This is a genomic window from Flavobacterium frigidum, from assembly GCF_048286795.2.
In genome coordinates this window covers 1-24,613 of the sequence record NZ_JBLVPT020000021.1, presented here as the reverse complement: position 1 = coordinate 24,613, position 24,613 = coordinate 1, and the positions used below count along the sequence as shown (strand labels likewise).

General features: G+C 34.9%; 21 protein-coding genes. 10 read left to right on the top strand and 11 right to left on the bottom strand.

From position 1 onward, the window contains the following. Window positions 1–35: 35 nt before the first annotated feature. The 3 genes from ACNQGB_RS15020 to ACNQGB_RS15010 all read right to left on the bottom strand — a co-directional run bounded on the left by ACNQGB_RS15020 (window position 36) and on the right by ACNQGB_RS15010 (window position 2,971). Window positions 36–650: a methyltransferase domain-containing protein gene (locus ACNQGB_RS15020; RefSeq protein ID WP_417946070.1), complete on the bottom strand. Its 615-nt coding sequence runs from the start codon at window positions 648–650 to the stop codon at window positions 36–38. Between the two features lie 42 nt (window positions 651–692). Then, on the bottom strand, window positions 693–2,108 hold the full coding sequence (locus ACNQGB_RS15015) for an MBL fold metallo-hydrolase (RefSeq protein WP_417946069.1): 1,416 nt from the start codon (window positions 2,106–2,108) through the stop codon (window positions 693–695). A gap of 77 nt (window positions 2,109–2,185) precedes the next feature. After that, on the bottom strand, window positions 2,186–2,971 hold the full coding sequence (locus tag ACNQGB_RS15010; protein WP_417946073.1) for a sulfite exporter TauE/SafE family protein: 786 nt from the start codon (window positions 2,969–2,971) through the stop codon (window positions 2,186–2,188). A gap of 299 nt (window positions 2,972–3,270) precedes the next feature. Here ACNQGB_RS15010 and ACNQGB_RS15005 point away from each other — a divergent pair, with 299 nt between their 5' ends. Together ACNQGB_RS15005 and ACNQGB_RS15000 are read left to right on the top strand one after the other, a co-directional pair. Further along, window positions 3,271–3,582 carry a rhodanese-like domain-containing protein gene (locus tag ACNQGB_RS15005; protein ID WP_417946068.1) on the top strand — a complete coding sequence of 104 codons (312 nt, stop codon included), beginning with the start codon at window positions 3,271–3,273 and terminating at the stop codon, window positions 3,580–3,582. A gap of 63 nt (window positions 3,583–3,645) precedes the next feature. Then, window positions 3,646–5,226: an NADP-dependent glyceraldehyde-3-phosphate dehydrogenase gene (locus tag ACNQGB_RS15000; RefSeq protein WP_417946066.1), complete on the top strand. Its 1,581-nt coding sequence runs from the start codon at window positions 3,646–3,648 to the stop codon at window positions 5,224–5,226. 453 nt (window positions 5,227–5,679) lie between these two features. Here the strand turns inward: ACNQGB_RS15000 and katG are convergent, their stop codons facing one another. Continuing rightward, entirely contained in the window at window positions 5,680–7,932 is a 2,253-nt protein-coding gene (gene katG, locus ACNQGB_RS14995) for a catalase/peroxidase HPI (RefSeq protein ID WP_417946064.1), read from the bottom strand. Window positions 7,933–8,296: 364 nt separating this feature from the next. Between katG and ACNQGB_RS14990 the strand changes: the two genes are divergently transcribed. Beyond that, window positions 8,297–8,737, top strand: a complete 441-nt coding sequence (locus tag ACNQGB_RS14990; RefSeq protein WP_417946062.1) for a tellurite resistance TerB family protein — start codon at window positions 8,297–8,299, stop codon at window positions 8,735–8,737. A gap of 192 nt (window positions 8,738–8,929) precedes the next feature. Here the strand turns inward: ACNQGB_RS14990 and prfB are convergent. Beyond that, a protein-coding gene (gene prfB / locus ACNQGB_RS14985) for a peptide chain release factor 2 (RefSeq protein WP_309760670.1) occupies window positions 8,930–10,025 on the bottom strand; the annotation gives its coding sequence in 2 pieces (ribosomal slippage) (window positions 8,930–9,961 and window positions 9,963–10,025; 1,095 coding nt in all). 188 nt (window positions 10,026–10,213) lie between these two features. Between prfB and ACNQGB_RS14980 the strand changes: the two genes are divergently transcribed. Further along, complete coding sequence (locus ACNQGB_RS14980) at window positions 10,214–11,236, top strand: threonine aldolase family protein (RefSeq protein WP_417946060.1); 1,023 nt, start codon at window positions 10,214–10,216, stop codon at window positions 11,234–11,236. A 71-nt stretch (window positions 11,237–11,307) separates the two neighbouring features. Here the strand turns inward: ACNQGB_RS14980 and ACNQGB_RS14975 are convergent, their stop codons facing one another. Further along, complete coding sequence (locus ACNQGB_RS14975; protein ID WP_417946059.1) at window positions 11,308–11,628, bottom strand: YbaB/EbfC family nucleoid-associated protein; 321 nt, start codon at window positions 11,626–11,628, stop codon at window positions 11,308–11,310. A gap of 70 nt (window positions 11,629–11,698) precedes the next feature. On the opposite strand from ACNQGB_RS14975, the gene ACNQGB_RS14970 reads away from it, so the two are divergent. Both ACNQGB_RS14970 and ACNQGB_RS14965 read left to right on the top strand, forming a co-directional pair. Continuing rightward, a complete protein-coding gene (locus ACNQGB_RS14970) occupies window positions 11,699–13,834 on the top strand; it encodes a S9 family peptidase (RefSeq protein ID WP_417946058.1) in 2,136 nt (711 codons plus the stop codon). Between the two features lie 71 nt (window positions 13,835–13,905). Continuing rightward, window positions 13,906–14,946 carry a PLP-dependent cysteine synthase family protein gene (locus ACNQGB_RS14965; RefSeq protein ID WP_417946056.1) on the top strand — a complete coding sequence of 347 codons (1,041 nt, stop codon included), beginning with the start codon at window positions 13,906–13,908 and terminating at the stop codon, window positions 14,944–14,946. 281 nt (window positions 14,947–15,227) lie between these two features. On the opposite strand, the gene ACNQGB_RS14960 is transcribed toward ACNQGB_RS14965, so the two are convergent. Continuing rightward, window positions 15,228–15,941, bottom strand: coding sequence for a YebC/PmpR family DNA-binding transcriptional regulator (locus ACNQGB_RS14960; RefSeq protein ID WP_309760661.1), 714 nt, complete (start codon window positions 15,939–15,941; stop codon window positions 15,228–15,230). Between the two features lie 58 nt (window positions 15,942–15,999). Next, window positions 16,000–17,082: a glycine cleavage system aminomethyltransferase GcvT gene (gene gcvT, locus ACNQGB_RS14955; RefSeq protein WP_417946054.1), complete on the bottom strand. Its 1,083-nt coding sequence runs from the start codon at window positions 17,080–17,082 to the stop codon at window positions 16,000–16,002. Between the two features lie 303 nt (window positions 17,083–17,385). Here gcvT and ACNQGB_RS14950 point away from each other — a divergent pair, with 303 nt between their 5' ends. From ACNQGB_RS14950 to ACNQGB_RS14940, 3 genes are all read left to right on the top strand, one after another. Then, window positions 17,386–18,234, top strand: a complete 849-nt coding sequence (locus ACNQGB_RS14950; RefSeq protein WP_417946052.1) for an NAD(P)H-hydrate dehydratase — start codon at window positions 17,386–17,388, stop codon at window positions 18,232–18,234. An 83-nt stretch (window positions 18,235–18,317) separates the two neighbouring features. Next, on the top strand, window positions 18,318–19,112 hold the full coding sequence (locus ACNQGB_RS14945; protein ID WP_417946050.1) for a HipA family kinase: 795 nt from the start codon (window positions 18,318–18,320) through the stop codon (window positions 19,110–19,112). Next, window positions 19,090–19,473, top strand: a complete 384-nt coding sequence (locus tag ACNQGB_RS14940) for a DUF3037 domain-containing protein (RefSeq protein ID WP_417946048.1) — start codon at window positions 19,090–19,092, stop codon at window positions 19,471–19,473. Before ACNQGB_RS14945 ends, ACNQGB_RS14940 begins: the two co-directional genes overlap by 23 nt. 75 nt (window positions 19,474–19,548) lie before the next feature. Here ACNQGB_RS14940 and ACNQGB_RS14935 read toward each other — a convergent pair whose 3' ends face one another. Further along, window positions 19,549–20,739: a BaiN/RdsA family NAD(P)/FAD-dependent oxidoreductase gene (locus tag ACNQGB_RS14935; protein ID WP_417946046.1), complete on the bottom strand. Its 1,191-nt coding sequence runs from the start codon at window positions 20,737–20,739 to the stop codon at window positions 19,549–19,551. Window positions 20,740–20,950: 211 nt separating this feature from the next. Then, complete coding sequence (locus ACNQGB_RS14930) at window positions 20,951–21,460, bottom strand: GNAT family N-acetyltransferase (RefSeq protein ID WP_417946044.1); 510 nt, start codon at window positions 21,458–21,460, stop codon at window positions 20,951–20,953. Window positions 21,461–21,706: 246 nt separating this feature from the next. Between ACNQGB_RS14930 and ACNQGB_RS14925 the strand changes: the two genes are divergently transcribed. Continuing rightward, entirely contained in the window at window positions 21,707–22,615 is a 909-nt protein-coding gene (locus ACNQGB_RS14925; protein WP_417946042.1) for a hypothetical protein, read from the top strand. An 82-nt stretch (window positions 22,616–22,697) separates the two neighbouring features. Here ACNQGB_RS14925 and ACNQGB_RS14920 read toward each other — a convergent pair whose 3' ends face one another. Then, a complete protein-coding gene (locus tag ACNQGB_RS14920) occupies window positions 22,698–24,107 on the bottom strand; it encodes a hypothetical protein (protein ID WP_417946041.1) in 1,410 nt (469 codons plus the stop codon). Between the last annotated feature and the right edge of the window lie 506 nt (window positions 24,108–24,613).

The window sequence follows — 24,613 nt, the reverse complement described above, 5'->3', positions numbered from 1 at the left end:
AGAACTCACAGCTTGTAAATAGTTGAATAACACTCTCACTTTTTCTTTAGCTCGAAAAACAATTCAGAGTTCGCTCTTGGTGCAATTGAATTGTACGCGGTTTCCATTTTAAGGCTTTCAAATGCCTCTTTAAAAAGTAGGTTGTATTCGGTTTGGCTTCCGCCAAAAGGAGGTCCAGATTCAAAATAACGATCAAATAATACGCCTGCTAGAATTCCGTCTTTTGCCAAAAGTTGGTGCATTTTTAGGACGTATTTTTGTCGAATAGTTGAAGGCAAAGCACAGAAAAAAGTTTGCTCGATAATTAAATCATATTCGCCTTGATGTTTAAAAAAGTCTCCAAGAATCACTTGAATCTCCGGTTTATTTTTGAACTTTTCTTGTAAAACAGCAACTAGTGTAGGTGCAATGTCAATTACCGTAATATTGGTAAATCCTTTTTTTATAAGATATTCAGCTTCATAACTGTTACCACAACCCGGAATTAAAATACGGGCGTTTTGTTTTGAAAAAGTATCTATGTAAGCTTTTATAGGCGGCGATACTGTGCCTAAATCCCATCCGGTTTTTTTGGCTTTGTATTGCGATTCCCAATACGATACGTCAAGTGGTATATCGCTTGAAACTACATTACATTTTTTATCTTCCATAATTTGATTTTTTTGAAATTGCCATTGCCATTGCTATTGCTATTATTTCAAAACTTTACTTTGGCAAACAAAATCTGTTTTTGGAACATTAGTTTTCGCAATAGCATTGAAACCACCTTCAATTTCCGTAAAGTTTCTAAAACCTCGCGCCTCTAGAATGGAAGCGGCAATCATGCTGCGATATCCACCAGCACAGTGTAAATAAAAATGTTCTTTCGAATTGATGTCTTTTACCCAGTCGTTAATTGCGGCGAGTGGTTTGCTGTAGGAATCCTCAATGTGTTCGGCGCTATACTCTGTTTCTTTGCGAATATCGATTATTTTGCTTTCACCAATTTTTACATCTGTTGCAAATTGTTCCGCTGAAATCCTATTTACGGTATCAACCTCTTTTCCAGCTTTTGCCCAAGCATCAAAACCTCCTGCTAAATGACCAATTAAGTTATCAAATCCCACACGACTCAATCGTGTAACGGTTTCTTCCTCTAGTCCCAATTCACAAACAATTAAAATGGGTTGTTTTACATTGGCAATTAAAGCACCCACCCACGGCGCAAAATCACCATCGATACCAATATTGATGGATTGAGGAATAAATCCTTTAGCAAATAATCCGTTTTTTCTAGTATCCAAAATCAAAGCAGCTGTTTCTTCTGCAGCCACTTCAAATTCTACTACAGCCAAAGCCCGCATCCCTAAATGTAGGACGTTTTCAAAACTCTCATACCCTTTTTTATTCATCGCCACATTCATACCAAAGTAGGCTGGAGGAGGCAACAAACCATCGGTTACTTCTTGGATAAATTCGGCTTCGTTCATGTCAGCTCGCAAGGCATAATTGGTAGCTTTTTGATTGCCAATTGTAGATACGGTTTCCTTACTCATATTTTTACCACAAGCACTTCCTGCACCATGTGCTGGATAAACAATAACATCATCTGCCAGCGTCATTACTTTGTCACGTAAGGAATGAAATAAAATTCCAGCTAATTGCTCTTGTGTCATGTGTGCTGCTTTTTGTGCTAAATCCGGTCTGCCTACATCACCTATGAACAAGGTGTCCCCAGAGAAAATGGCATGATCTTTTCCGTTTTCGTCAATTAGCAAATAAGTGGAACTTTCCATCGTGTGTCCCGGAGTATGCAATACTTTTATTTTGATGTTTCCAATGGTAAATTCCTGCCCATCTGTTGCACTAATACAGTCAAATTCGCAAATAGCATTTGGACCAAAAACAATAGGCGCACCGGTTTCTCGGCTTAAATCAACGTGTCCAGAAACAAAATCAGCATGGAAATGGGTTTCGAAGATGTATTTTAGTTGTACCGAATCTCTTTTTAATCGCTCTAGATAAGGTTGGGTTTCACGTAATGGATCAATAATAGCTGCTTCACCATTTGAAGTAATGTAGTAGGCACCTTGTGCTAAACATCCTGTATATATTTGTTCAATTTTCATGATAGTATTTTATTTATAGTACAAATGTACTTCTGTTTTTTAGGATAAACAGTGATAAATGTTACTTTAAGATTTTATTAAAAGAAAATTTCCTTTGTAATGATGTACATGCCCATTACTAATACGAACCAACCAAAGATTGGTTTTAGTTTTGCTCCATCTATTTTTTTTGAAAGTTGGATGCCAATAAGCATTCCGATAAATGCCATACCCGAAATAATTAGTAGAAACGAATAATTAATAGGGGTGCCAATGTATAAATCACCGCCAAAACCAATACTGGAATTTATAAAGATGATCAACAATGAGGTGCCAACGGCTTGTTTCATGGGTAAATTTGCAAAAAACAATAAAGCAGGAATGATTAAAAACCCACCACCTGCGCCCAGAAATCCCGTTACTATCCCAACTAGAAATCCTATTATGCCCAGTTGTGTGTAATTTGTTTTTGTTGGGCTTGAGATCGTTTTTTTCTTTCGAATCATTGCAATGGCTGCGGCTATCATAAGGACTGAAAAAACAATCATGATTAGAAAACTTTTAGAAACTTGGTACGAAGCGATAGAGAAAAGTGTGGCTGCTATTTTTGGAAAAATGACTTCTCGAATGATTAATATTGAAAAAACGGAAGGCACTGCGAAGTATACTGCCGATTTTATTTTGAGATTTCCCATTTTGTAGTGGCTTACACATCCAAATAAAGAGGTAATTCCTACTATAAATAGCGAATAACTCGTGGCAGTTTCAGGATCTATTTTAAAAAGATACACCAGAATAGGAATAGTAAGTATCGATCCTCCGCCTCCTATTAATCCTAAGGAGAGTCCAATAATAATTGAAGCAAAATAACCTAAATATTCTATCATAACGTAATTAACGGGTGGTTATTTTTTTGCCGACTAACTCGTAAAAGTAATTCAAATATATCAAATTATAGGCGAAATTTTCATTAAAAAAATGATTTAAGTCCTTCATTATCTATGTTTTATTTATATAATTCCTATAGGTTTGATAGACTATTTTTCGCAAAAATAGAAGCTGTAATTTTACACTATTGATTGTTATTGTTTTGCAAAATTGTTTTCTTATAAATAATCTCTAATTAACAATTGATGAGTTTATTATTAGGCAAAAACATCGTATTTTTACAAAAAACAACACTATGAATTTAGCACAAGAAGATTGGGTTTCTCAGTTTGAAGCAGATGAAAATGCAGTCATACTAGACGTCAGAACCGAAGTAGAATTTAATGAAGGAAGTATAGCCAATGCTATTAATATCGATATTCATTTGGGTCAAGGTTTTGTAAACGAAATAGAGTCATTAGACAAAACCACGAACTACTACGTGTATTGTCGTTCTGGAATGCGAAGTGCAAAAGCCTGCGAAATCATGAATGAATTGGGTTTTGAAAATGCTTATAACTTAGTTGGAGGTATTTTAGAATGGGAGGGAGAAGTAGTTACTCCATAAATCACTTTGACCTGTACTTTTCGTTTATTTAAAAATCTAATGTAATACTTAATCAATTTTTATATGAATACTATACCAGAAGAATTTCAAATTAATACTTTATTAAATCAAGATACGTATTTAGTAGATGGTGAGTTAAAAAAATGGACGGGTCAAACCACAGCAGTTTTTTCGACCATATCTTCTACAGCAGAATATGCACCAACTATATTAGGTTCTGTTCCATTAATGGGAGAAGCTGAAGCTGCTGAGGTCGTTCTATCAGCTAGTACAGCATTTAATAATGGTCAGGGATTGTGGCCTACTATGAAAGTGACCGATCGAATAAAATGCGTTGAGGATTTTGTCAAGCAAATGAAAGCTACTCGGCAAGATGTTGTCAAATTATTAATGTGGGAAATAGGAAAATCATTAGGCGATTCAGAAAAGGAATTTGACAGAACGGTGGAGTACATTTATGATACCATTGCCAGTTTAAAGGAATTGAATACACGTAGCGCCCATTTTTCTAAAGTACAAGGAATTAATGCTATGGTTCGTAGAAGTCCACTTGGCGTTGTATTGTGTCTAGGTCCTTATAATTACCCATTAAATGAAACTTTTACATTGCTAATTCCAGCTTTGATAATGGGTAATCCTGTAATCTTTAAACCAGCTAAACACGGAGTTTTATTACTCTCTCCATTGTTAGAAGCTTTTAGAAGTAGTTTTCCAAAAGGAGTAATCAATATCGTTTATGGTCGTGGTCGTGACGTTGCATCACCTATCATGAAATCGGGAAAAGTTGATATTTTAGCTCTCATTGGTAACAGTAAATCAGCAATTGCATTACAAGATCAACATCCTAATAAAAATAGATTGCGTTTAATTTTAGGCTTAGAAGCCAAAAATCCTGCTATCATCCTGCCTGACGCTGATTTAGATTTAGCCATTCAAGAATGTATAGCTGGATCTCTATCTTTTAATGGACAGCGTTGTACTGCTTTGAAAGTTTTGTATGTGCATGAATCTATTGTAGAGGAATTCAATAAGCGTTTCACAGCCAAAGTTGATGCTCTTATTTTTGGAAATCCATGGGATAAATCTGCGTTTCTTACTCCCTTACCAGAAAAGGAAAAACCGAAATACATTCAAGATTTGATAGATGATGCCATTAATAAAGGTGCTTCAGTAATCAATGAAAAAGGAGGACAGCACACTCCTAACTACATATTCCCCGCAGTTTTATATCCTGTAAACAAGGAAATGAGAGTGTATCATGAAGAACAATTTGGACCTGTAGTACCAATTATTCCTTTTAAGGAAATTCAAGAACCTCTTAACGATATGGCTGAGTCTAATTACGGTCAGCAAGTAAGTTTGTTTGGAAAAGATATTAAAACCATTGCACCACTTATTGATATGCTAATTAACTTAGTTTGTCGCGTTAATTTAAATAGTTCTTGTCAACGTGGTCCCGATGTCCTGCCATTTACAGGAAGAAAGGATTCTGCTGTAGGTACGTTAAGTATTCATGATGCTTTGCGTTCGTTTTCCATTAGAACCTTTGTTGCCTCAAAGGATAACGACTACAATAATGAAATTTTACAAGCGTTGTTAAACAGTAAAGAATCAAATTTCATTAATACCGATTATATTTTATAATTTTTTTTAATTAAAAAATTGAGCCGTCCGTTTTGAACTTCCCCCAAATAATTAGACATTATCTGGGGGTATTTTTATGGATTTGAAGTTTGACCACGAGATTTTTGTGCTCAAAAAATAATGTAATGCATCAAGTCTTTTTCTATAATTATAAAATTTTCATTGCTTTACGGTTTCCCGTAAAGTAATGAAAATGAAATCATATAGATTTGTTGATATAGATTATTTTTTGGTTAATTATCTATACATTAACAGATGTCATTAAATGGCACGAAGCCATCCAAAAGGAAGGATTAGTGCCACTTTATGGCTCCCAGTTGAGTAATTAGGAAAAATGATAAATAGGAATTAATCGCAACTTATATAGATTGATTAATCTGAAAATCAAACTATAAAACAAAAAAGGCGATCCGTTAACAGATCACCTTTTAAAACAAATTCTATATTCTAAAATTATACTAAATCAAAACGATCAAGATTCATTACTTTAGTCCATGCAGCAATAAAGTCATGCACAAATTTTTCTTGACTTGTACTGTATCCATATACCTCAGCGAGTGCTCTTAACTCTGAATTGGAACCAAAAATTAAGTCAACACGAGTTCCAACCCATTTGATTCCTCCAGCCATACGATCGCTTCCTATAAAAGCATCATCAGATTCAGATACTGCTTTCCAAGTTGTTCCTAAATCAAGTAAGTTTACAAAGAAATCATTCGTAAGCGCTTCTGGACGTTTGGTGAAAACTCCATTTTGAGACTGATCAAAATTGGTGTTCAATACACGCATACCACCTACTAGAACTGTCATTTCTGGAGCTGTTAAGGTTAATAATTGTGCCTTGTCTACTAACATTTCTTCGGCAGAAACGGTATATTTTGTTTTTACATAATTACGGAAACCGTCTGCTTGCGGTTCAAGAACTGCAAATGATTCCACATCTGTTTGTTCTTGCGATGCATCCGTACGTCCTGGAGAAAAAGGAACAGTCACAAATTGGCCAGCATTTGCTGCAGCTTTTTCAATACCTGCATTACCTCCCAAGACTATCAAATCAGCTATAGAAACATATTTACCACTAGCTTGTGCATTATTGAACTCATTTTTAATATTTTCTAAAATACTTAGCACGCGTTCTAATTGCGCTGGATTATTTACTTTCCAATCTTTTTGAGGTTCTAAACGTATACGAGCGCCGTTCGCACCACCACGTTTGTCAGATCCGCGGTAAGTAGATGCTGAAGCCCAAGCAGTACTTACTAATTCAGACACTGTTAATCCCGAGGCAAGGATCCTTGCTTTTAATTGCGCAGCATCTTGCTCATCAATTAATGCGTGGTTAACAGCGGGAACAGGATCTTGCCAAATTAATTCTTCAGCAGGAACTTCGGGACCTAAATAGCGAACTTTTGGTCCCATATCACGATGTGTAAGTTTGAACCAAGCTCTCGCAAAAGCATCATTAAACTCTGCTGGATTGGCTAAAAAGTGTCTAGAGATTTTCTCATATGCAGGATCTATTCTCAAGGATAAATCAGTCACCAGCATGAAAGGTTGATGTGTTTTCGTTGGGTCATGCGCATCAGGAACGGTTCCAGCACCAGCATTGCCAACAGGTTTGAATTGGTGTGCTCCAGCTGGACTTTTAGTCAATTCCCATTCAAAACCAAACAGATTTTCGAAATAATTATTACTCCAAGTTACTGGTGTAGTAGTCCAAGCACCTTCAAGTCCGCTTGTAATTGTATCTGCACCGTTTCCAGTTCCATACGTGTTTTTCCATCCAAGACTTTGTTCTTCGATTGAAGCGCCTGCTGGTTCTGCTCCTATGTACTTATTAGGATCGGCTGCACCGTGGGTTTTTCCTAAAGTATGACCACCTGCAATAAGGGCAACAGTTTCTTCATCATTCATTGCCATACGACCGAATGTTTCTCTAATATCTCGTGCTGCCAAAAGTGGATCAGGATTTCCATCAGGACCTTCTGGATTTACATAAATTAATCCCATTTGAACTGCAGCCAATGGATTTTCTAATTCACGATCACCAGAATAACGGCTATGTGGCTCTGTGCTTAATGACAACCATTCTTTTTCAGGTCCCCAATAAATATCCTCTTGAGGCTCCCAAACATCTACACGGCCACCTGCGAAACCAAAAGTTTTAAAACCAGCAGATTCAAGTGCGCAGTTCCCAACGAGAACCATTAAATCGGCCCAAGAAACTTTGTTACCATATTTTTGTTTGATTGGCCATAATAATAAACGTGCTTTATCTAAGTTTGCGTTATCTGGCCAACTGTTAAGTGGAGCAAAACGTTGGGTTCCGAAACCAGCTCCTCCGCGACCATCCGCAATACGGTATGTTCCTGCACTATGCCACGCTAATCGAATGAAAAAAGGTCCATAGCTACCATAGTCAGCGGGCCACCAGTCTTGAGAAGTGGTGATTACATCAGTAATATCTTTTTTTAATGCTTCTAAATCAACTGATTTGAATTCTTCGGCATAATTAAAATGAGCTCCCATTGGATTAGATTCTAATGAGTTTTGGCGCAAAATATTCAATTTTAATTGGTTTGGCCACCAGTCGCGGTTTGTCTTACCATTTCTCTCACTTTGTTTTGGAGCATTTGCTCCGGCCGAAAACGGGCACTTGCTTTCGCCATTTACATTGTAGGATGTGGGTCTTGAGTTATTTTCCATATTTGATTATTTTTAGTATTTTCTAAAAACGAATTTACTAAAAAATATCCATAGCTATTTTTATTTCAATAGATAAAAGCTATGGTTAAAATCGATTTTAGTGATGTGTGGATTAGTTTGGATAGTTCAATGAGGCAACTGTCAAATTTTTTAAATCTTTATATTGGTGTGATTTATAAAATTTAATGTGTTGTATCCCCAACTTTTTTTATGTTGATATGGGTTCATATTGTATTGGCTAACTCTTCAAGTACTAATTTGTTCGCATTAGAAAGCATACATAATTTGTTAAAAATCATAATTTATTGGTAAATGCTAGTAAAATTTCAAGGACAAGGAACTAATTTTATAAAAAAAAAACAATATGAATGTATTTAATGATAACAATACCAATAACTTAGTAACAAACGAGGTTGATGCTTGGTTTGGAATTTTGTACTCTTGTATTTCAGCAGATAAGCAAATTACTGCAAATGAAACAAAAATACTGACCAGAATAATCCATTCTAAACAGAAGTTTATTGGAGTAGACCTTTTACCACTTTTTTTTAAATCATCTGAATTAAAAAAACAATTGGGGCACTCGACTTTCATTTCAGCTTGTTGTGAACGAATAGAAGAAGAGGATAAAAATATGCTTTTTGCGCTTGCACTAGAAGTCTTGTTGGCCGATGGTATCTTAGAAAAAGAGGAAAAAAACCTCATTGAAATAATTTCGGATGCACTAAAAATTGATCCTAAAATGTCTAGTAAAATAATTGAAGTAATTTTTTTAAAGAACAAAGGGAATGTGAAGGGAATTTAAATTTTTAGAAAATGCCCATAGTGCATCATTTTATAATCAATTCTACAATAGTTATAGATAAAATATGTAATTTATTGCTGTACTTGTTTAATGATGAAAAACCTCTTAACATTTTAAAAAAAAATGTTAAGAGGTTTTTACATAATAATTTGATGGAGGTGATTATTTTTATTGTAATAAATAATGTAAATATTATTCTTCTTTTTGTCCCATCATCATTAGATAAGCTTTCAAGAATTCATCAATTTCACCATTCATTACACCATCAACATTACTGGTTTCATGTCCTGTTCGTACGTCTTTTACTAATTTATAGGGTTGCATCACATAATTTCTAATTTGCGATCCCCATTCAATTTTCATTTTTCCCGCTTCGATATCAGCGCGCTGTGCTTGTTTCTTTTTTAACTCAATTTCGTACAACTGAGATCGTAACATTTGCATGGCTCGTTGCCTGTTATCTTGTTGCGAACGTGTTTCAGAACATTGTATTTGTATTCCGGTTGGTTTATGAAACAATTGTACTTTAGTTTCTACTTTATTTACATTTTGTCCTCCCGCACCACTGGATCGGGAAGTCGTAATCTCGATATCAGCAGGATTGATGTCAATTTCGATACTGTCATCTACCAGCGGATACACATAAACCGATGCAAAAGAGGTATGACGCTTGGCATTACTGTCAAAAGGAGATATTCTAACTAATCGATGTACACCGTTTTCACCTTTTAAGTAACCAAAAGAATAATCGCCTTCAAATTCGAGTGTTACGGTTTTTATACCTGCAGCTTCTCCTTTCTGGAAATTCAGTTCTTTGATTTTGTAGCCATATTTTTCGCCCCACATCATGTACATGCGCATGAGCATTTCGGCCCAATCACAACTTTCGGTTCCACCAGCACCAGCGGTTATTTGGACAACAGCACTTAAAGTATCACCCTCGTCCGAAAGCATATTTTTGAATTCAATCGCTTCAATATGATTGGCTGTAAGCAAATATTGTTCGTCTAATTCTTCGGCGGTAAGTTCTCCTTCTTTATAAAAATCATAGGCGAGTTGCAATTCGTCCGTCATTTCGACAGCCTTATTATAATCTTCAATCCATTTTTTCTTGTTTCGGAGATTTTTCACCAGCAATTCTGCTTCTTTGGCGTTGTTCCAAAAATCGGGAGCAAAAGTTTTCTCTTCTTCGTTTGAAATTTCAATTAGCTTGGCATCAACGTCAAAGATACCTCCTCAACGCACCAAGGCGCTCTACAATACCTTTAATTTGTTCGGTAGTTGTCATAAAATTATATTATTTTGATAGGTCTGTTTTCAATATTTATAAAAAATTCCGTTGTGTACTATATTTAGTTTAGTTTTAACTGAACTAGTTTGAATTAACAAACGGTATTATGTAAATTTGTGGCACAAAAATAGAAAAATTTTACTAAGAGACAATTTTCAAATTGTTCATTCTGATAATAAATACATATGGAAATAAATTTAATTAGCGATACGATCACTAAGCCTACGAACGAAATGTTGCAATACATGTTTAAAGCAGTTGTTGGTGATGATGTGTACAAACAAGACCCAACAGTTATTGAACTTGAAGCAAAAGTTGCAGGGATGTTTGGCATGGAGGCGGGACTTTTCTTCCCTTCTGGAACAATGGCCAATCAAACTGCGATAAAATTACATACACAACCAGGGGAACAATTAATAGCAGATAAATATGCGCATGTATATCATTATGAAGGTGGAGGAGCTTCATTTAATAGTGGTGTTTCATGCTGTTTATTAGATGGAACTCGCGGAATGATTACTGCAGAGCAAGTGGCGGGAGCAATTAATGATCCCGAGTTTTATCACAGTCCATTAACAAGTTTAGTTTGTGTAGAAAACACAACAAATAAAGGGGGTGGCGCGTGTTATGAATTGGATGATTTGCAAAGAATCAAACAAGTTTGCGATGCTAATAATTTAAAATTTCACTTGGATGGTGCCCGAATTTGGAATGCTTTGGTAGCTAAAAAGCAAGATCCGAAGGCATTTGGAAAGTTATTTGATACTATTTCTGTTTGCTTGTCTAAAGGGCTAGGAGCGCCAATTGGCTCAGTTTTATTAGCGGACAAAGCTACAATTCACAGAGCGTTGCGTATTCGAAAAATTTTAGGTGGCGGAATGCGTCAAGTGGGTTATTTGGCAGCAGCCGGAATATATGCTTTGGATAACAACATAGAACGACTTTCTGAAGATCATAGAAGAGCTAAAGAAATTGCCGAGGTACTTAAAAAGTTAAGTTGGGTCGCTTCAGTAGAACCTGTAGAAACAAATATTTTGATTTTTTCTTTGACACCAAATTGTAATGAAAAGAATTTAATCGAAGTCTTAAAACAAAAGAACATTTCAATCAGCTCGATGGGTCATGGAAAACTTAGAATGGTTACACACCTTGATTATAGAGAAGTGATGCATACTTATGTTTTGGAAACGCTTCAAAAATTGGTTTAAAAAGGTATGAGTTATGAATTATGAGTTTTTCAAGTTGTTAAAACTCATAATTCAAAACTTATAATTCATACTTATTTAAACAAATTATCCATTCCTGGAATCATAGGCATATCCATTTTTGCAACAGCATCAAGTTCAGCTTCATTTACTTTTGAAGCTTTTGCGATTGCTTTATTTAAAACTAAAATTAGGTAATCTTCTAATTGTTCTTTGTCTTCCAATAAAGAATCATCAATAGTTATTGATTTAACAGAACGATTAGCGGTAAGTGTTACTTTCAATAGACCATCTGAGCTTTGTTCGTCTACAAGAACCGTATCCAAACGTTTTTTAGTATCTTCTATTTTTTGTTGGGTTTCTTTAAGTTTACCCATCATTCCCATTAAATCCATGTTTTCATTTTTTTACATTTATTAAAATACAAAATTAGTATATTACATAGTCATATTCAATAAAATATTCATGAAAAATACACTTGTCAGAACTGCTCTTTGTGTTATTTTTGCATCTTCATTCACCAATACAAAAGCACAACAGATGTCAAATAAAAGTCCAATTCCAGTAGCTAAAATAATTCCGAAATCATTAGAAAAACATAATGAAACAAGAATTGATAATTACTTCTGGTTAAATGACAGAGAAAACCCCGAAGTTATTGATTATCTAAATAAAGAGAACACCTATTATGATGCTATGACAGCACATACTAAAGATTTTCAAAAAGAATTGTTTGAGGAAATGAAAGACCGAATAAAGGAAGATGATCAATCAGTTCCATATTTATACAATGGCTATTACTACATCACTCGTTTTGAAAAAGGACAGGATTATCCTATTTATTCTAGAAAAAAAGGAAGTCTTTCTGCCAATGAAGAAATTTTATTTAACTGTAATGAGTTGGCCAAAGGACATTCCTACTTTCAATTAGGAGGTTTGAGTGTGAGCCCGGATAATAAATTCGCAAGTTTTGGAATAGACATTGTAGGAAGAAGAATTTACACGATACAAATAAAAAATCTTGAAACTGGAGAAATCCTTTCGGATAAGATTGAAAACACTACTGGAAACTCCGTTTGGGCAAACGATAATAAAACCATTTTTTATACCAGACAAGACAAAGTTACGCTGCGATCTGATAAAGTTTTCAAACATAAATTAACCACAGATGCTGCGGATGATGTTTTAGTTTTTAATGAAAAGGACGATACCTTCAACGTATCAGTGAGTAAAGAAAAATCAAAAAAATATATTGTAATTGGTTCAGGAAGTACATTAACGACTGAATATAGAATACTTAATTCAGATACTCCAGATGGCGAATTTGTGGTTTTTCAACCTAGAGTTCGTGGTTTAGAATACAGTATTTCTCATTTTGGAGATTCCTTTTATATTTTGACCAATAAAGATAAGGCGACCAATTTCAAGTTAATGAAAACGCCTGAGGAGGCTACTGCAAAAGAAAATTGGAAAGATGTGATTGCGCATAGAGAAGAGGTTTTGCTTGAAGATATTGAGATTTTTAGTAATTATTTGGTTGTTGAGGAACGTTCGAATGGATTAAATCATATTCGAATTATACCTTGGAGTGGAGCAGGAGAGTATTACTTGCCTTTTGGAAGTGAAACGTACAATGCTTACACGACTACAAATGTTGATTTTGACACTGATATCCTGCGTTACAGCTATCAATCATTAGCAACGCCGTCTTCGGTTATTGATTTTAATATGAAAACCAAGGAAAAAGAAATCAAGAAAGAGCAGGAAGTTCTGGGAGGCAAATTTGATAAAAATAATTATATAGAAGAACGCGTTTGGGCTACAGCTACTGATGGTACTAAAGTGCCAATTTCTATGGTTTACAAAAAAGGATTAAAAAAAGACGGTAAAAATCCATTGTTACTTTATGCGTATGGTTCGTATGGAGTTACAATGGATACGTACTTTTCATCGACACGTTTGTCTATTTTAGATAGAGGTTTTGTTTTTGCAATAGCGCACATTCGTGGTGGTGAGGATTTAGGAAGACAATGGTATGAAGACGGGAAATTATTAAAAAAGAAAAATACTTTTACAGATTTCATTGATTGCTCTAAGTTTTTAATTAATGAAAAATTTACGTCGCCTAAACATTTATACGCCGAAGGTGGTTCAGCTGGTGGATTGTTAATGGGTGCAATAGTCAATATGGCACCGGAATTATACAACGGAGTGATTGCTCAAGTTCCTTTTGTAGATGTAATTACTACGATGCTAGATGATACTATTCCGCTTACTACTGGGGAGTACGATGAATGGGGAAATCCAAACGTAAAAAAATATTATGATTATATGTTATCGTATTCACCTTATGATAACGTAAAGGAGCAAAATTACCCTAATATGTTTGTTTCTACAGGTCTTCATGATTCGCAGGTACAATATTGGGAGCCAGCAAAATGGGTTGCTAAATTGAGAACAAACAAAATAAACGATACTGTTTTGTACCTAAATACGAATATGGATGCGGGTCATGGCGGTGCTTCAGGACGATTTGAAGCGATAAAAGAATTGGCAAAGGAATATAGTTTTTTATTAGATTTAGAAGAAATTAAAAACTAATTAGATTTTTTTTGTTAAATTTGCAACGTTCGTGGTTGTGTTGAAACGGAGCCACGACTAACTATTTTTTTATGAAAAAAGAAATAAACGCTTTCAATAATGTCCTAGAATTAATAGGTAATACTCCACTTATTAAGCTAAATAAAGTTACCGAAGAATTAAAAGGTAATTTCTATGCAAAAGTAGAAGCTTTTAATCCAGGACACTCCTCAAAAGACAGAATAGCATTATATATTATAGAAGAAGCCGAAAAGAAAGGAATTTTATCTCCAGGTGATACGATTATCGAGACTACATCAGGCAATACTGGTTTTAGTTTAGCTATGGTAAGCATTATAAAAGGATATAATTGTATTTTGGCAGTGAGTTCTAAGTCTTCTAAAGATAAAATAGATATGTTGCGCAGTTTAGGAGCAAAAGTATATGTTTGCCCGGCGCATGTCTCTGCTGACGATGAACGATCGTATTATAATGTAGCCAAACGATTGCACGAAGAAACAAAAGGTTCCGTTTATATTAATCAATATTTTAATCAATTAAATATTGATGCACATTATAAATCTACTGGACCAGAAATTTGGAAGCAAACGAATGGTAATATTACTCATTTAGTTGCTTGTAGTGGTACAGGTGGAACAATTTCGGGTACTGCAAAGTTTCTAAAAGAACAAAATCCGAATATCAAGATTCTTGGGGTTGATGCTTTTGGTTCGGTATTGAAAAAATATCATGAAACAAGAGAATTCGATAATGATGAAATTTATCCTTACAGAATCGAAGGTTTAGGTAAAAACTTAATTCCATCAGCAACGGATTTTGATCTTATTGATAAGTTCATGAAAGTAACTGATGAGGAAAGCGCGCACTCAGCCAGAGAAATTGTTAAAAAAGAAGGATTGTTTGTAGGCTACACCTCAGGTGCAGTAATGCAAGCCATTCGACAATATGCTGAAGAAGGAGAATTTGATGAGAAAAGTAACGTAATCGCTATTTTTCCAGATCACGGTTCTCGTTACATGAGTAAAGTATTTAGCGATGATTGGATGAATGAACAAGGTTTCTTTGACAGCATCAACGAAGAAGAAGCTCAAAAAATAGAATTTATCAAATAGATCTTTTAGACTTCTTAGATTTTTAGATATAAAAAAAACTCCATCAGCATTAGTTGATGGAGTTTTTTCATTTTAAACAAGGTCGTTGCGTTTATTTGTCATTCCGACGAAGGAGGAATCTCAGTAGGATGGTTTACTTTTTGTAAGATTCCTCCTTCGTCGGACAGACAAAGTAAAGGACAAAATTGAAACAAAAAAAGACTCCAAAGCAGCGCCTTGAAGTCTTTACTATATATCCTTTTTCTTTCAAAAAAGTCTAAGAATCTAACAACCAAAGAATTCTATTCTTCTTCCATAGTGTGATACACGTTCATAACGTCATCATCTTCCTCTAATTTTTCAATCAATTTTTCTACATCGGCTACTTGTGCTTCAGTCAGTTTCTTTGTGATTTGAGGAATTCTTTCAAATCCAGAAGAAAGAATTTCTAAGCCTCTATTTTCTAATTCTTTTTGAATCGTACCAAAACTTCCAAAAGGAGCATAAATCAATATACCGTCTTCGTCTTCAAAAACTTCTTCGGCACCAAAATCGATTAGCTCTAATTCTAATTCTTCAGGATCGATTCCGTTTGCTGGAATTCTAAAGTTACAGGTATGGTCAAACATAAATTCAACTGAACCTTGAGTTCCCATAGTTCCATTGCATTTATTAAAATAACTTCTCACATTGGCAACAGTTCTATTGTTATTGTCAGTAGCAGTTTCAACTAGAATGGCAATTCCATGAGGTGCATATCCTTCAAATAAAACTTCTTTATAGTTAGCTGTGTCTTTGTCAGTAGCTTTCTTTATGGCACGTTCTACATTTTCTTTTGGCATGTTCACTGCCTTAGAATTTTGAATAACGGCTCTTAATCTAGAATTGGCTTCAGGATTTGGACCGCCTTCTTTTACGGCCATTACAATATCTTTTCCTATTCTAGTAAATGCTTTGGCCATTGCCGACCAACGTTTCATTTTTCTTCCTTTTCTAAACTCAAACGCTCTTCCCATTTCTATTTCTTATTTTGGCCTGTAAAATTACAGTTATTCTAAATTTTATGCAATGATTTTATTTCTTATAAAAAGGTAATTTTACCACTTTGGCCGGCACATCATTTTTACGGATTCGGATAAAGATATCACTCTCCAAAGCACTGTTTTCAACAGTTACATAACCCATACCAATTCCTTTATTCATCGATGGCGACATGGTTCCCGATGTTACAATTCCAATAACAGTTCCTGTACCATCCACAATTTCATAATCGTGTCTTGGCACCGCACGTTCTTGCATTTCAAAAGCGACTAATTTTTTAGTAACTCCTGCTTCTTTTTGTTTTTTTAGGTTTTCTGAATTGGTAAATTCTTTAGTGAACTTCGTAATCCATCCCAAACCAGCTTCTAGCGGCGATGTAGTGTCATTGATGTCATTTCCGTACAAACAGAAACCCATTTCCAATCGCAACGTGTCACGAGCCGCAAGACCAATCGGTTTAATACCAAAAGCCGCACCCGCTTCAAAAACTTTATTCCATACTTGTTCTACTTCTGAATTTTTACAATAAATCTCAAAACCTCCAGAACCAGTATATCCTGTAGCCGAAATAATTACGTTTTCGATACCGGCAAAATCTCCCACTTCAAAATGGTAATACGGAATCGCAGATAAATCTTTTGAAGTCAAGGATTGCATCGTTTCAACGGCTTTAGGTCCTTGAATTGCCAATAACGAATAATCATCCGATAAGTTTTTCATCTCCACACCCAAGTCATTTTGAGCCGAAATCCAATCCCAATCTTTGTCAATATTCGACGCATTTACGACTAATAAATACTGCTCCTCTTTCATTTTATAAACCAGCAAATCGTCTACAATTCCACCATCGCTATTTGGCAAGCAAGAATATTGCGCTCTACCAATAGTCAAAGTAGAAGCATCATTCGAAGTTATTTTTTGAATCAAAGCCAATGCATTTGGACCCGTAAGCAGGAATTCACCCATGTGAGAAACGTCAAAAACACCCACAGCACTTCGCACCGTTTCATGTTCTGCATTTACTCCTTCATATAAGATGGGCATATTGTATCCAGCAAACGGAAGCATTTTTGCTCCCAAACTCTCGTGTATGTGCGTAAGCGCAGTATTTTTCATTGTGTTTTTCTATAAAATTTGAAGTCGCTAATTTATTGATTTTATTTCGGGTGACAAAGGCAGAGCGAAGCAAAGTTTAAAGTTTCAAACGTTTTCGGAATAATCTATACTGTAGGATTTATAATAAGTATTTTTAGGAGCTATTTCCTGCTATTCGCTGTATTCCCGCTTAACAAAAACTACGGCTAAAAAGCCTTGTTTTTCTAAAGCGGGAGATGTCGCTTTTATCAGGGCTAGGGAATTTCGGTTCAATGAACGAATTTGTTTCCTATTAAATTCGTAATTTTAAACAAATAACTTTCAATGAAAAATACTATTTACATCGGCCAAAAAGAAATCCTGAAACGCTACAAACAACCAGACAAACATACCCATAAAGGAAAGCAGGGACACGCTTTACTCATTGGCGGAAGTTATGGCAAAATAGGAGCAATGAGCTTATCCTCTAAAGTATGTTTGAAAACTGGTTGCGGATTAGTTACTGTTTTTATTCCAAAATGTGGTTATACTATTCTGCAAACGGCCATTCCCGAAGTCATGGTTTTGACAGATATCAACGAAGAAATAATCTCTAATATCACTTTTGATATAACGCCGCAAGCCATTGGAATTGGTCCCGGATTAGGTCAGGCGGTAGAAACTCAAAATGCGTTGTATCAATTTTTAAAAACGAATAAAACGCCTTTGGTAATCGATGCCGATGCATTGAATATTTTATCCAAAAATAAAGAATGGTTTTCTTTAGTACCGCCCAAAACAATTGTAACGCCACACCCCAAAGAATTGGAACGATTAATAGGTAAATGGGATTCCGAAGAAGAGAGAAGGAGTAAAGCAATCTCCTTCTCTAAACAATATCAACTTATAATAATTATGAAAGGTGCACCAACCCAAATCATTGATGGCGAAACTGTCTATGAAAATACTACTGGAAATGCCGCTCTCGCAACTGCGGGAACTGGCGATGTTTTGACGGGAATGATTACCAGTTTATTGGCGCAATCCTATGAACCTGTTAGTGCCGCAATTGTGGGTGTTTACCTTCACGGATTAACTGCCGATATAGCTTTACCTAAAACAGGTTATCAATCCTTTATCGCTTCAGATGTAATTGCTAATATTGGGAAAGCCTTTTTGAGTTTAGAAAAATAGGAGTAAATAGGGCTCATAAATGAATTTTACCCTACTTATTTGTAAGTTTGTATCCAAACAAAGTTGCTTTATCCAATTCGATTATGGAAAAAACACCCCATCTTAGAACCGTAAATGTTACGCGATACATCACTCCGCTGCGGGAAGGCGGTTCTTTGCCCGCGCTCGCTGAAGCCGATGATGATTTTAAATATGTACTGAAATTCATAGGTGCCGGGCATGGCGTAAAAGCCTTAATTGCCGAGTTAATTGGTGGAGAAATTGCTCGTATTTTAAATCTAAAAATGCCGGAACTCGTTTATGCTAATCTCGATGAAGCTTTCGGACGCAGTGAAGCCGACGAAGAAATTCAGGATTTGCTTCAAGGCAGTCAGGGACTGAATTTGGCGCTTCATTATTTATCAGGAGCTATCAATTTTGATCCTGTTGTAACTTTGGTTGACCCAAAACTGGCTTCCCAAATTGTTTGGTTAGATGCTTTTATTACAAACGTGGACAGAACGTTTAGAAACACCAATATGTTGATATGGCATAAAGAATTGTGGTTGATTGATCACGGTGCAAGTCTATATTTTCATCATTCGTGGACCAATTGGGAAAAGCATGCTCAAAGTCCTTTTGCACTGATAAAAGACCATGTATTGTTGCCTCAAGCTTCCTTATTGCCAGAAACAGATGAAATATTCAAAAAAATATTGACGAAAGAGGTAATACAGAGTATAGTGAATCTTATTCCGGAAGTATGGCTCAATTGGGAAGATACCGATGAAACTCCCGAAGCTATTCGGGAAGTCTATTTTCAGTTTTTATCGATACGTTTAAACCATTCCGAAATTTTTATAAACGAAGCACAAAATGCAAGAGAAGCACTTATATGAGTATGCCGTAATCCGTGTTGTGCCTAGGGTAGAACGCGAAGAATTCCTCAATGTGGGTATTATTCTTTTTTGTAAAAAAGCTAAATTTATCAAAGTTTTATATTCGGTAAACGAAGCCAAACTCCAACTTTTTTCATATGATTTGGATGTAGAACAACTGCATTTAAATGTACAAGCATTTGCAAAAGTGGCACATGGCGAAAAATCAGGCGGACCAATTGGACAATTTGATATTCCATCGCGTTTCCGTTGGTTGACTGCTCTTCGCAGTTCTGCCATTCAAACTTCGAGACCTCATCCGGGGTTATGCGATGATTTGGAACAAACTACGCAACACTTGTTTGAAGAAATGGTATTGTAAATAAATTTTAAAACTGTTAGAAAGTCATTTTTATAAATAGAATTCTTCTACAGTCAACGACAGAAAATCAAAAATTTAAGGAACCTTATTCAGATGGCGCGCAAGATGCATCCCCATACTAAAGCAAGCCTGGAGAAGATATCCACCAGTGGGTGCATCCCAGTCGAGCATTTCGCCAATACAATACTGTTGTTTTTTATTTTTCAATTGAAAATTTTCATCCACTGCATGCAGCTGTATACCGCCTGTTGTAGATATGGCATCATTTAGCAAACCAGAACCAGTTACTAGTATGGATAAATTTTTTATCTGGTGAGCTAGTAATTCTGGATTGAGGTACGTTTCTTTATTTAGATATTTTTTTAAAAGTCCAACTTGTACTAAACTAAGTTTTACGTCTTTTAACAATGTTTCGCTCGTTTTTTTAAAAGTCGATTTTCTAATTTTGTCAAGCAAATCTTCATAACGCATAGTTGGTTTCATGTCCAGAAATAGTGTGGCTTGTTGTTGGCGATCTAATTCCTCCCGAATTTGTGGACTCAACGCATAAATAGCATTGCCTTCTAAACCAAAACGGGTAATTACCGCTTCACCTTTTTGTCTTTTGTTCAAACAGCTAATTGCAATATTTTTAAGCGGACTTCCTTCATATTCCAAGATAAAATCTTCTGGCCAGTTCACACTATACGCGCAATTCGAAGACTGAAAAGGAACGATTGGAACATTTTCCTTTTCAAATAAATCAAGCCAAGAACCATCAGAACCGGTTACTTTCCAGCTGCCTCCGCCCATAGCAAAAATGGTATAGTCCGATTTTATTACTGTTTCTGTATTGAAAACAAGATCATTGTTGCTCGTCCAGCCCGTCCAAGTCTGTTGGTATAGAATGGTAACTCCCTGCTTATTCAGAACATCTAGAATTGAGTTGAGAACCGCAATAGGCTTGATACCACTTTCAGGATATACGCGATTGCTACTCCCGATGAACGTTGGAATACCTATGGAATCCATCCAATTCCTAAAATCGGTGTTGTCAAATTCGAGGAGTGCTTTTTCCAGAAAATGAGGCGGAGTGTAGCGCGCAATCAATTCAGCAATGGGTTCTGAATGAGTGAGGTTAAATCCTCCTTTTCCAGCTACAAGAAATTTCCTTCCCAGTGTTTTGTTTTTCTCGTAAACAGTAACCTTGAATTTTTTATAATCCAATAATGCTGCAAGTATAAGTGCTGCGGGACCTCCTCCAATAATCGAAACTGATTTTTTCACGTTATAAAAGTAGGTTTTGTTTTAGCTGTTTTACTCTAAAAGGACTTTTATCTTATTGCTTGAGCATAACTCGAAAGTAGGAAATTCTCATTTTATTGATGTTTCTACTACTTTATGGTAGGGCTTTTGAAAGTATTCATTTAAGAAAGAAAATTTTTCTCTCTAAGCTTTTGGACGATACCTTTCGTAAAGCATCAAAATATATTGAAACCTATCCTATTCTTTTTTCCATCACTATGAATTCTAGCGGTTCTGCAGCAATAGGAATATGTACATCACTTGCAGGAAAAGGCTCTCGTTCTCCTGTATCTTCATAACCGTTTCGTTTGTACCAAGCAATCAATTCGTCGCGAACCGAAATTACTGTCATCACAATTTTTGGTAATCCTAAGTCTTTTGCATGGATTTCGGCGTGTTGTAATAATTTTTTTCCAACGCCACTGTTTTGTAATTCGGGTGAAACGGTAAGCATTCCTAAATACAACTGTTGTTCTTTTTGAACTAACAACACGCAACCTATTATCTGGTCGTTTTGAGCAAATTTTAAAATGGTATTTTTAGGATTCAGTATCGTTTCGGTTAATTCTTCTTCTGTTGTGCGGAGTCCTTCAAGTATATTGGCTTCAGTGGTCCAACCTTTTTTAGAGGATTCACCACGATATGCCGAATTGATTAATTGATTCAAAAAAGAAACGTCTTGTAGGCTTGCTGTTGTTATCATTAAAAAGAATTCAGTAGTTTTTATTTTTCCAAAGGTAAAAAAAGAAAACTATAATTGCTTTTTGTTTGCAATTGAGTCCGTTTAGTGTAGCGCTTAAGAAAGACAGAATCAACGAATAGGTAGTAGATAATTGATTATTTAAATTTTTATTGCTTTTTTTGATAAAAATAGTAACATACTGTGATGCTGTGTTGGTTGTTTTTAGTATTTTGCCATCAAAACAATTCTACAATAAAATTGCATAACATGAAATATAGAGTAGCAACTTCGTCAGCAAATCTCAGAGATTTACCGTCTGCGAATGATAATTCTACAATTTTAGCAGAAATACCTTTTCGACTTACTTTCGACTTAGTAGATAAAACAACAGCTGATTGGTGGAAAGTAAGGTTATTGAATACGGATAAAGAAGGTTTTATGTGTTCTAATGAAATCGAACCTATTGATGAAACCTCACAAAAAGTTTCTGATATAGAAATCCCTAATTTCGAACCTAGTTCTAATGGTACTTTAGATAATAAGGTTGATACATACAAACCTCTTGGTGAATCAACTATTCCATTTAGAGATTTGACTACTGTAGCTTCAAAAAAAGCAACAATCACTGCCATCATAGAAAAACTAAATGTTGAAAAAAGTTTTAGATTTCAAAAAGACGAGGCCGATACCTATTGTAACATTTATACGTTTGATTTTTGTTTTTTTGCAAAGGTTTATATTCCAAGATTACGATGGACCGATAAAGCTATTGATCTGCTCGAAAAAGGAAATGAAGTACCCTTAGTTTTTGATGATACTGTGCGGCCTTTTTATTCTAATTATATCTACGACTGGTTTGAGCAATCCTCAGATATTTTTGGATGGGAAAAAATAGATGATGTAGATGCTTTGCAAACCAAAGTAAACGAAAATGGAGGAGTAGGAATCATTTGTGCCAAAAGATTCATTTTAAATAAATCAGGTCACGTGGTTGTGGTTGTTCCTGAAACCGAAACAGAAAAAGCATTTAGAGTTAATGGGAAAGTGATTTATCCATTACAGTCGCAAGCAGGAATGAATAATTACAATTATTTTTCGGAAATTAGAGGAGCATGGTGGGACAATAAAGATCCTGAAAAAGGATATTCATCAGCGATCTTTTTTTATCACGAATAGTGCTCTTAAAAAATAAGGATTAAATGCATTAAGTAGAATAAGCAGTTTTATTTGTTTAAAACTGCACTTCAACTGGATCTACTTATTTTGAAATTAATAACGAGCTGCAAAAACCATTTTCATAATACCTGTCGTGTAAACCTTTATAGATTTGGTTGTAAATTGCAATAGGATCTGTAGCATCTAATTTTGTAGCTAGTATTTTTTCTAACAAAGCAATATAATTTGCAGGCACAACGGTTTCTTTCCCGTTGATTATAGATTCATAAACAAAATTATTCCACTCTAAGTCACATATTGGGTTGTCAATCTCATTTAATATCGCATGATCCATGATGAAAATTAAAAAATTCAAAACTTCTTTTAAATGTTTTTCATCAAAATAGTCAAATATTCTAAACTCAATCCCATGATTTTTATGCTTGTGAAAATTGACATCTAGACCAATTTTATCAATTTTTTCGTAATCAGAAATTTCAGCGTAACGATTGACCCACCACAACGGATTTTCATGCATCGGATGCGCATTAAAATTCATTTGAACAAGCTTTCCGGTTTTCATTACATCGGTATCGTATGTGCCCACACCAATGTATCTGGACATAGCACAACGCTGCGATGCTTTTGTTAAGTTTACGGTAGTGTCATTGTGCGAAAGGTAATCTGAAGATCCAAACTTGACCATAAATAATGGACTCAACCACTGGAATAAGCGTATTGTACGTTGGTGTTTTTTTATAAAATCTACTTTATCTTTAATTTCGCCATCCTTATTTAACTCCGTAGGAATGGTTAAATTAAAATGATACGTCATATTATTGAAGACAGAATAGTTTTCATTATTAGAAACAAATATTGCAAAAGGATGATTTTCAGAACATATTTTTATGTTCCCAAATTGTGAAAATATATTTTCTTTGTACAACAGTTGCTGCAAGTTTTCTGTAAATTCTTTCTTAATGGTATTTAATTCTGCAATTACACTATCTACATCTTTCTTATAAAAATCTTGCGTTACAAATTCAATGGTATCACCATCAAAAATGAATTTTTTTTGATGTTCGTCAATAAAATAACGGTTGTGTTTTTGTAATAATTCAAAAATGCTTTCCCCAATATACTCCGGATTTGGTATATTGTCAATTGTATCCAGCGTTTTATGTTGATTGTTTACATCTGTTTTTGTGAAGGAATGAGAATTCATCAAAACAGGAATGCTGTAACTCTTATCAGTTAATATTTTTTGTAACGAATTCTCAAATACGTTTTCTTTATAATTACTAAAATGGTTTATGCTATACTTTTCACGAATTCCATTAGTTAAAAAGAAATTTTTATCCACCTTGCGCTGCAAGTCAAACTCCAAGTAGCACTCATTTTCGATACCTACTCCCCAATAAAAATCATTCGATTGGTATTGGGTTCCATATTCTTTGTGCTTATCTAATAACTCAATTTCAAAACTAACTTCATTCATGTTTTGATCTGTCATAAACGTCTTTCTCTTTTTTTAAGTGCTTTGTTACTATAAGGGTAATTGTGATGTACAGTTATGTTGCTTGAGATGCCACATAAATCCGAATATTTTTATTTAAAACAAAGGTAAACCAGTTTTGAATTATTAAAAATTGGATCTATAAATCAGATTTTCAAAAAAAAATAAATTCTGATTTTGACCACTTAATCGGATTGCAAAAGTAGTTAAAATTAATGTGTAAATCAATAGGGTTATTCAAATTATTTTAAGGCTTTTTTAAATCCAGTTTTTCACTGTAAATTTTTAATTTTTAATGTCTTAGCGCATTGTTTTTTGAAGTAAATACATAAAAATCAATGATGCCTACTGGTTACATTATTTTTAATACGGGAGTAATTAGTGATTCATTTTCACTAGTGTCCAATTAAAATAAGTTGAAAACCAGCTGGTTAGTATTATGTTCATTGACATTATTGTAATCTGATTTCATAAGTAGTTCATTTATAGATGTTTTTTCGAGT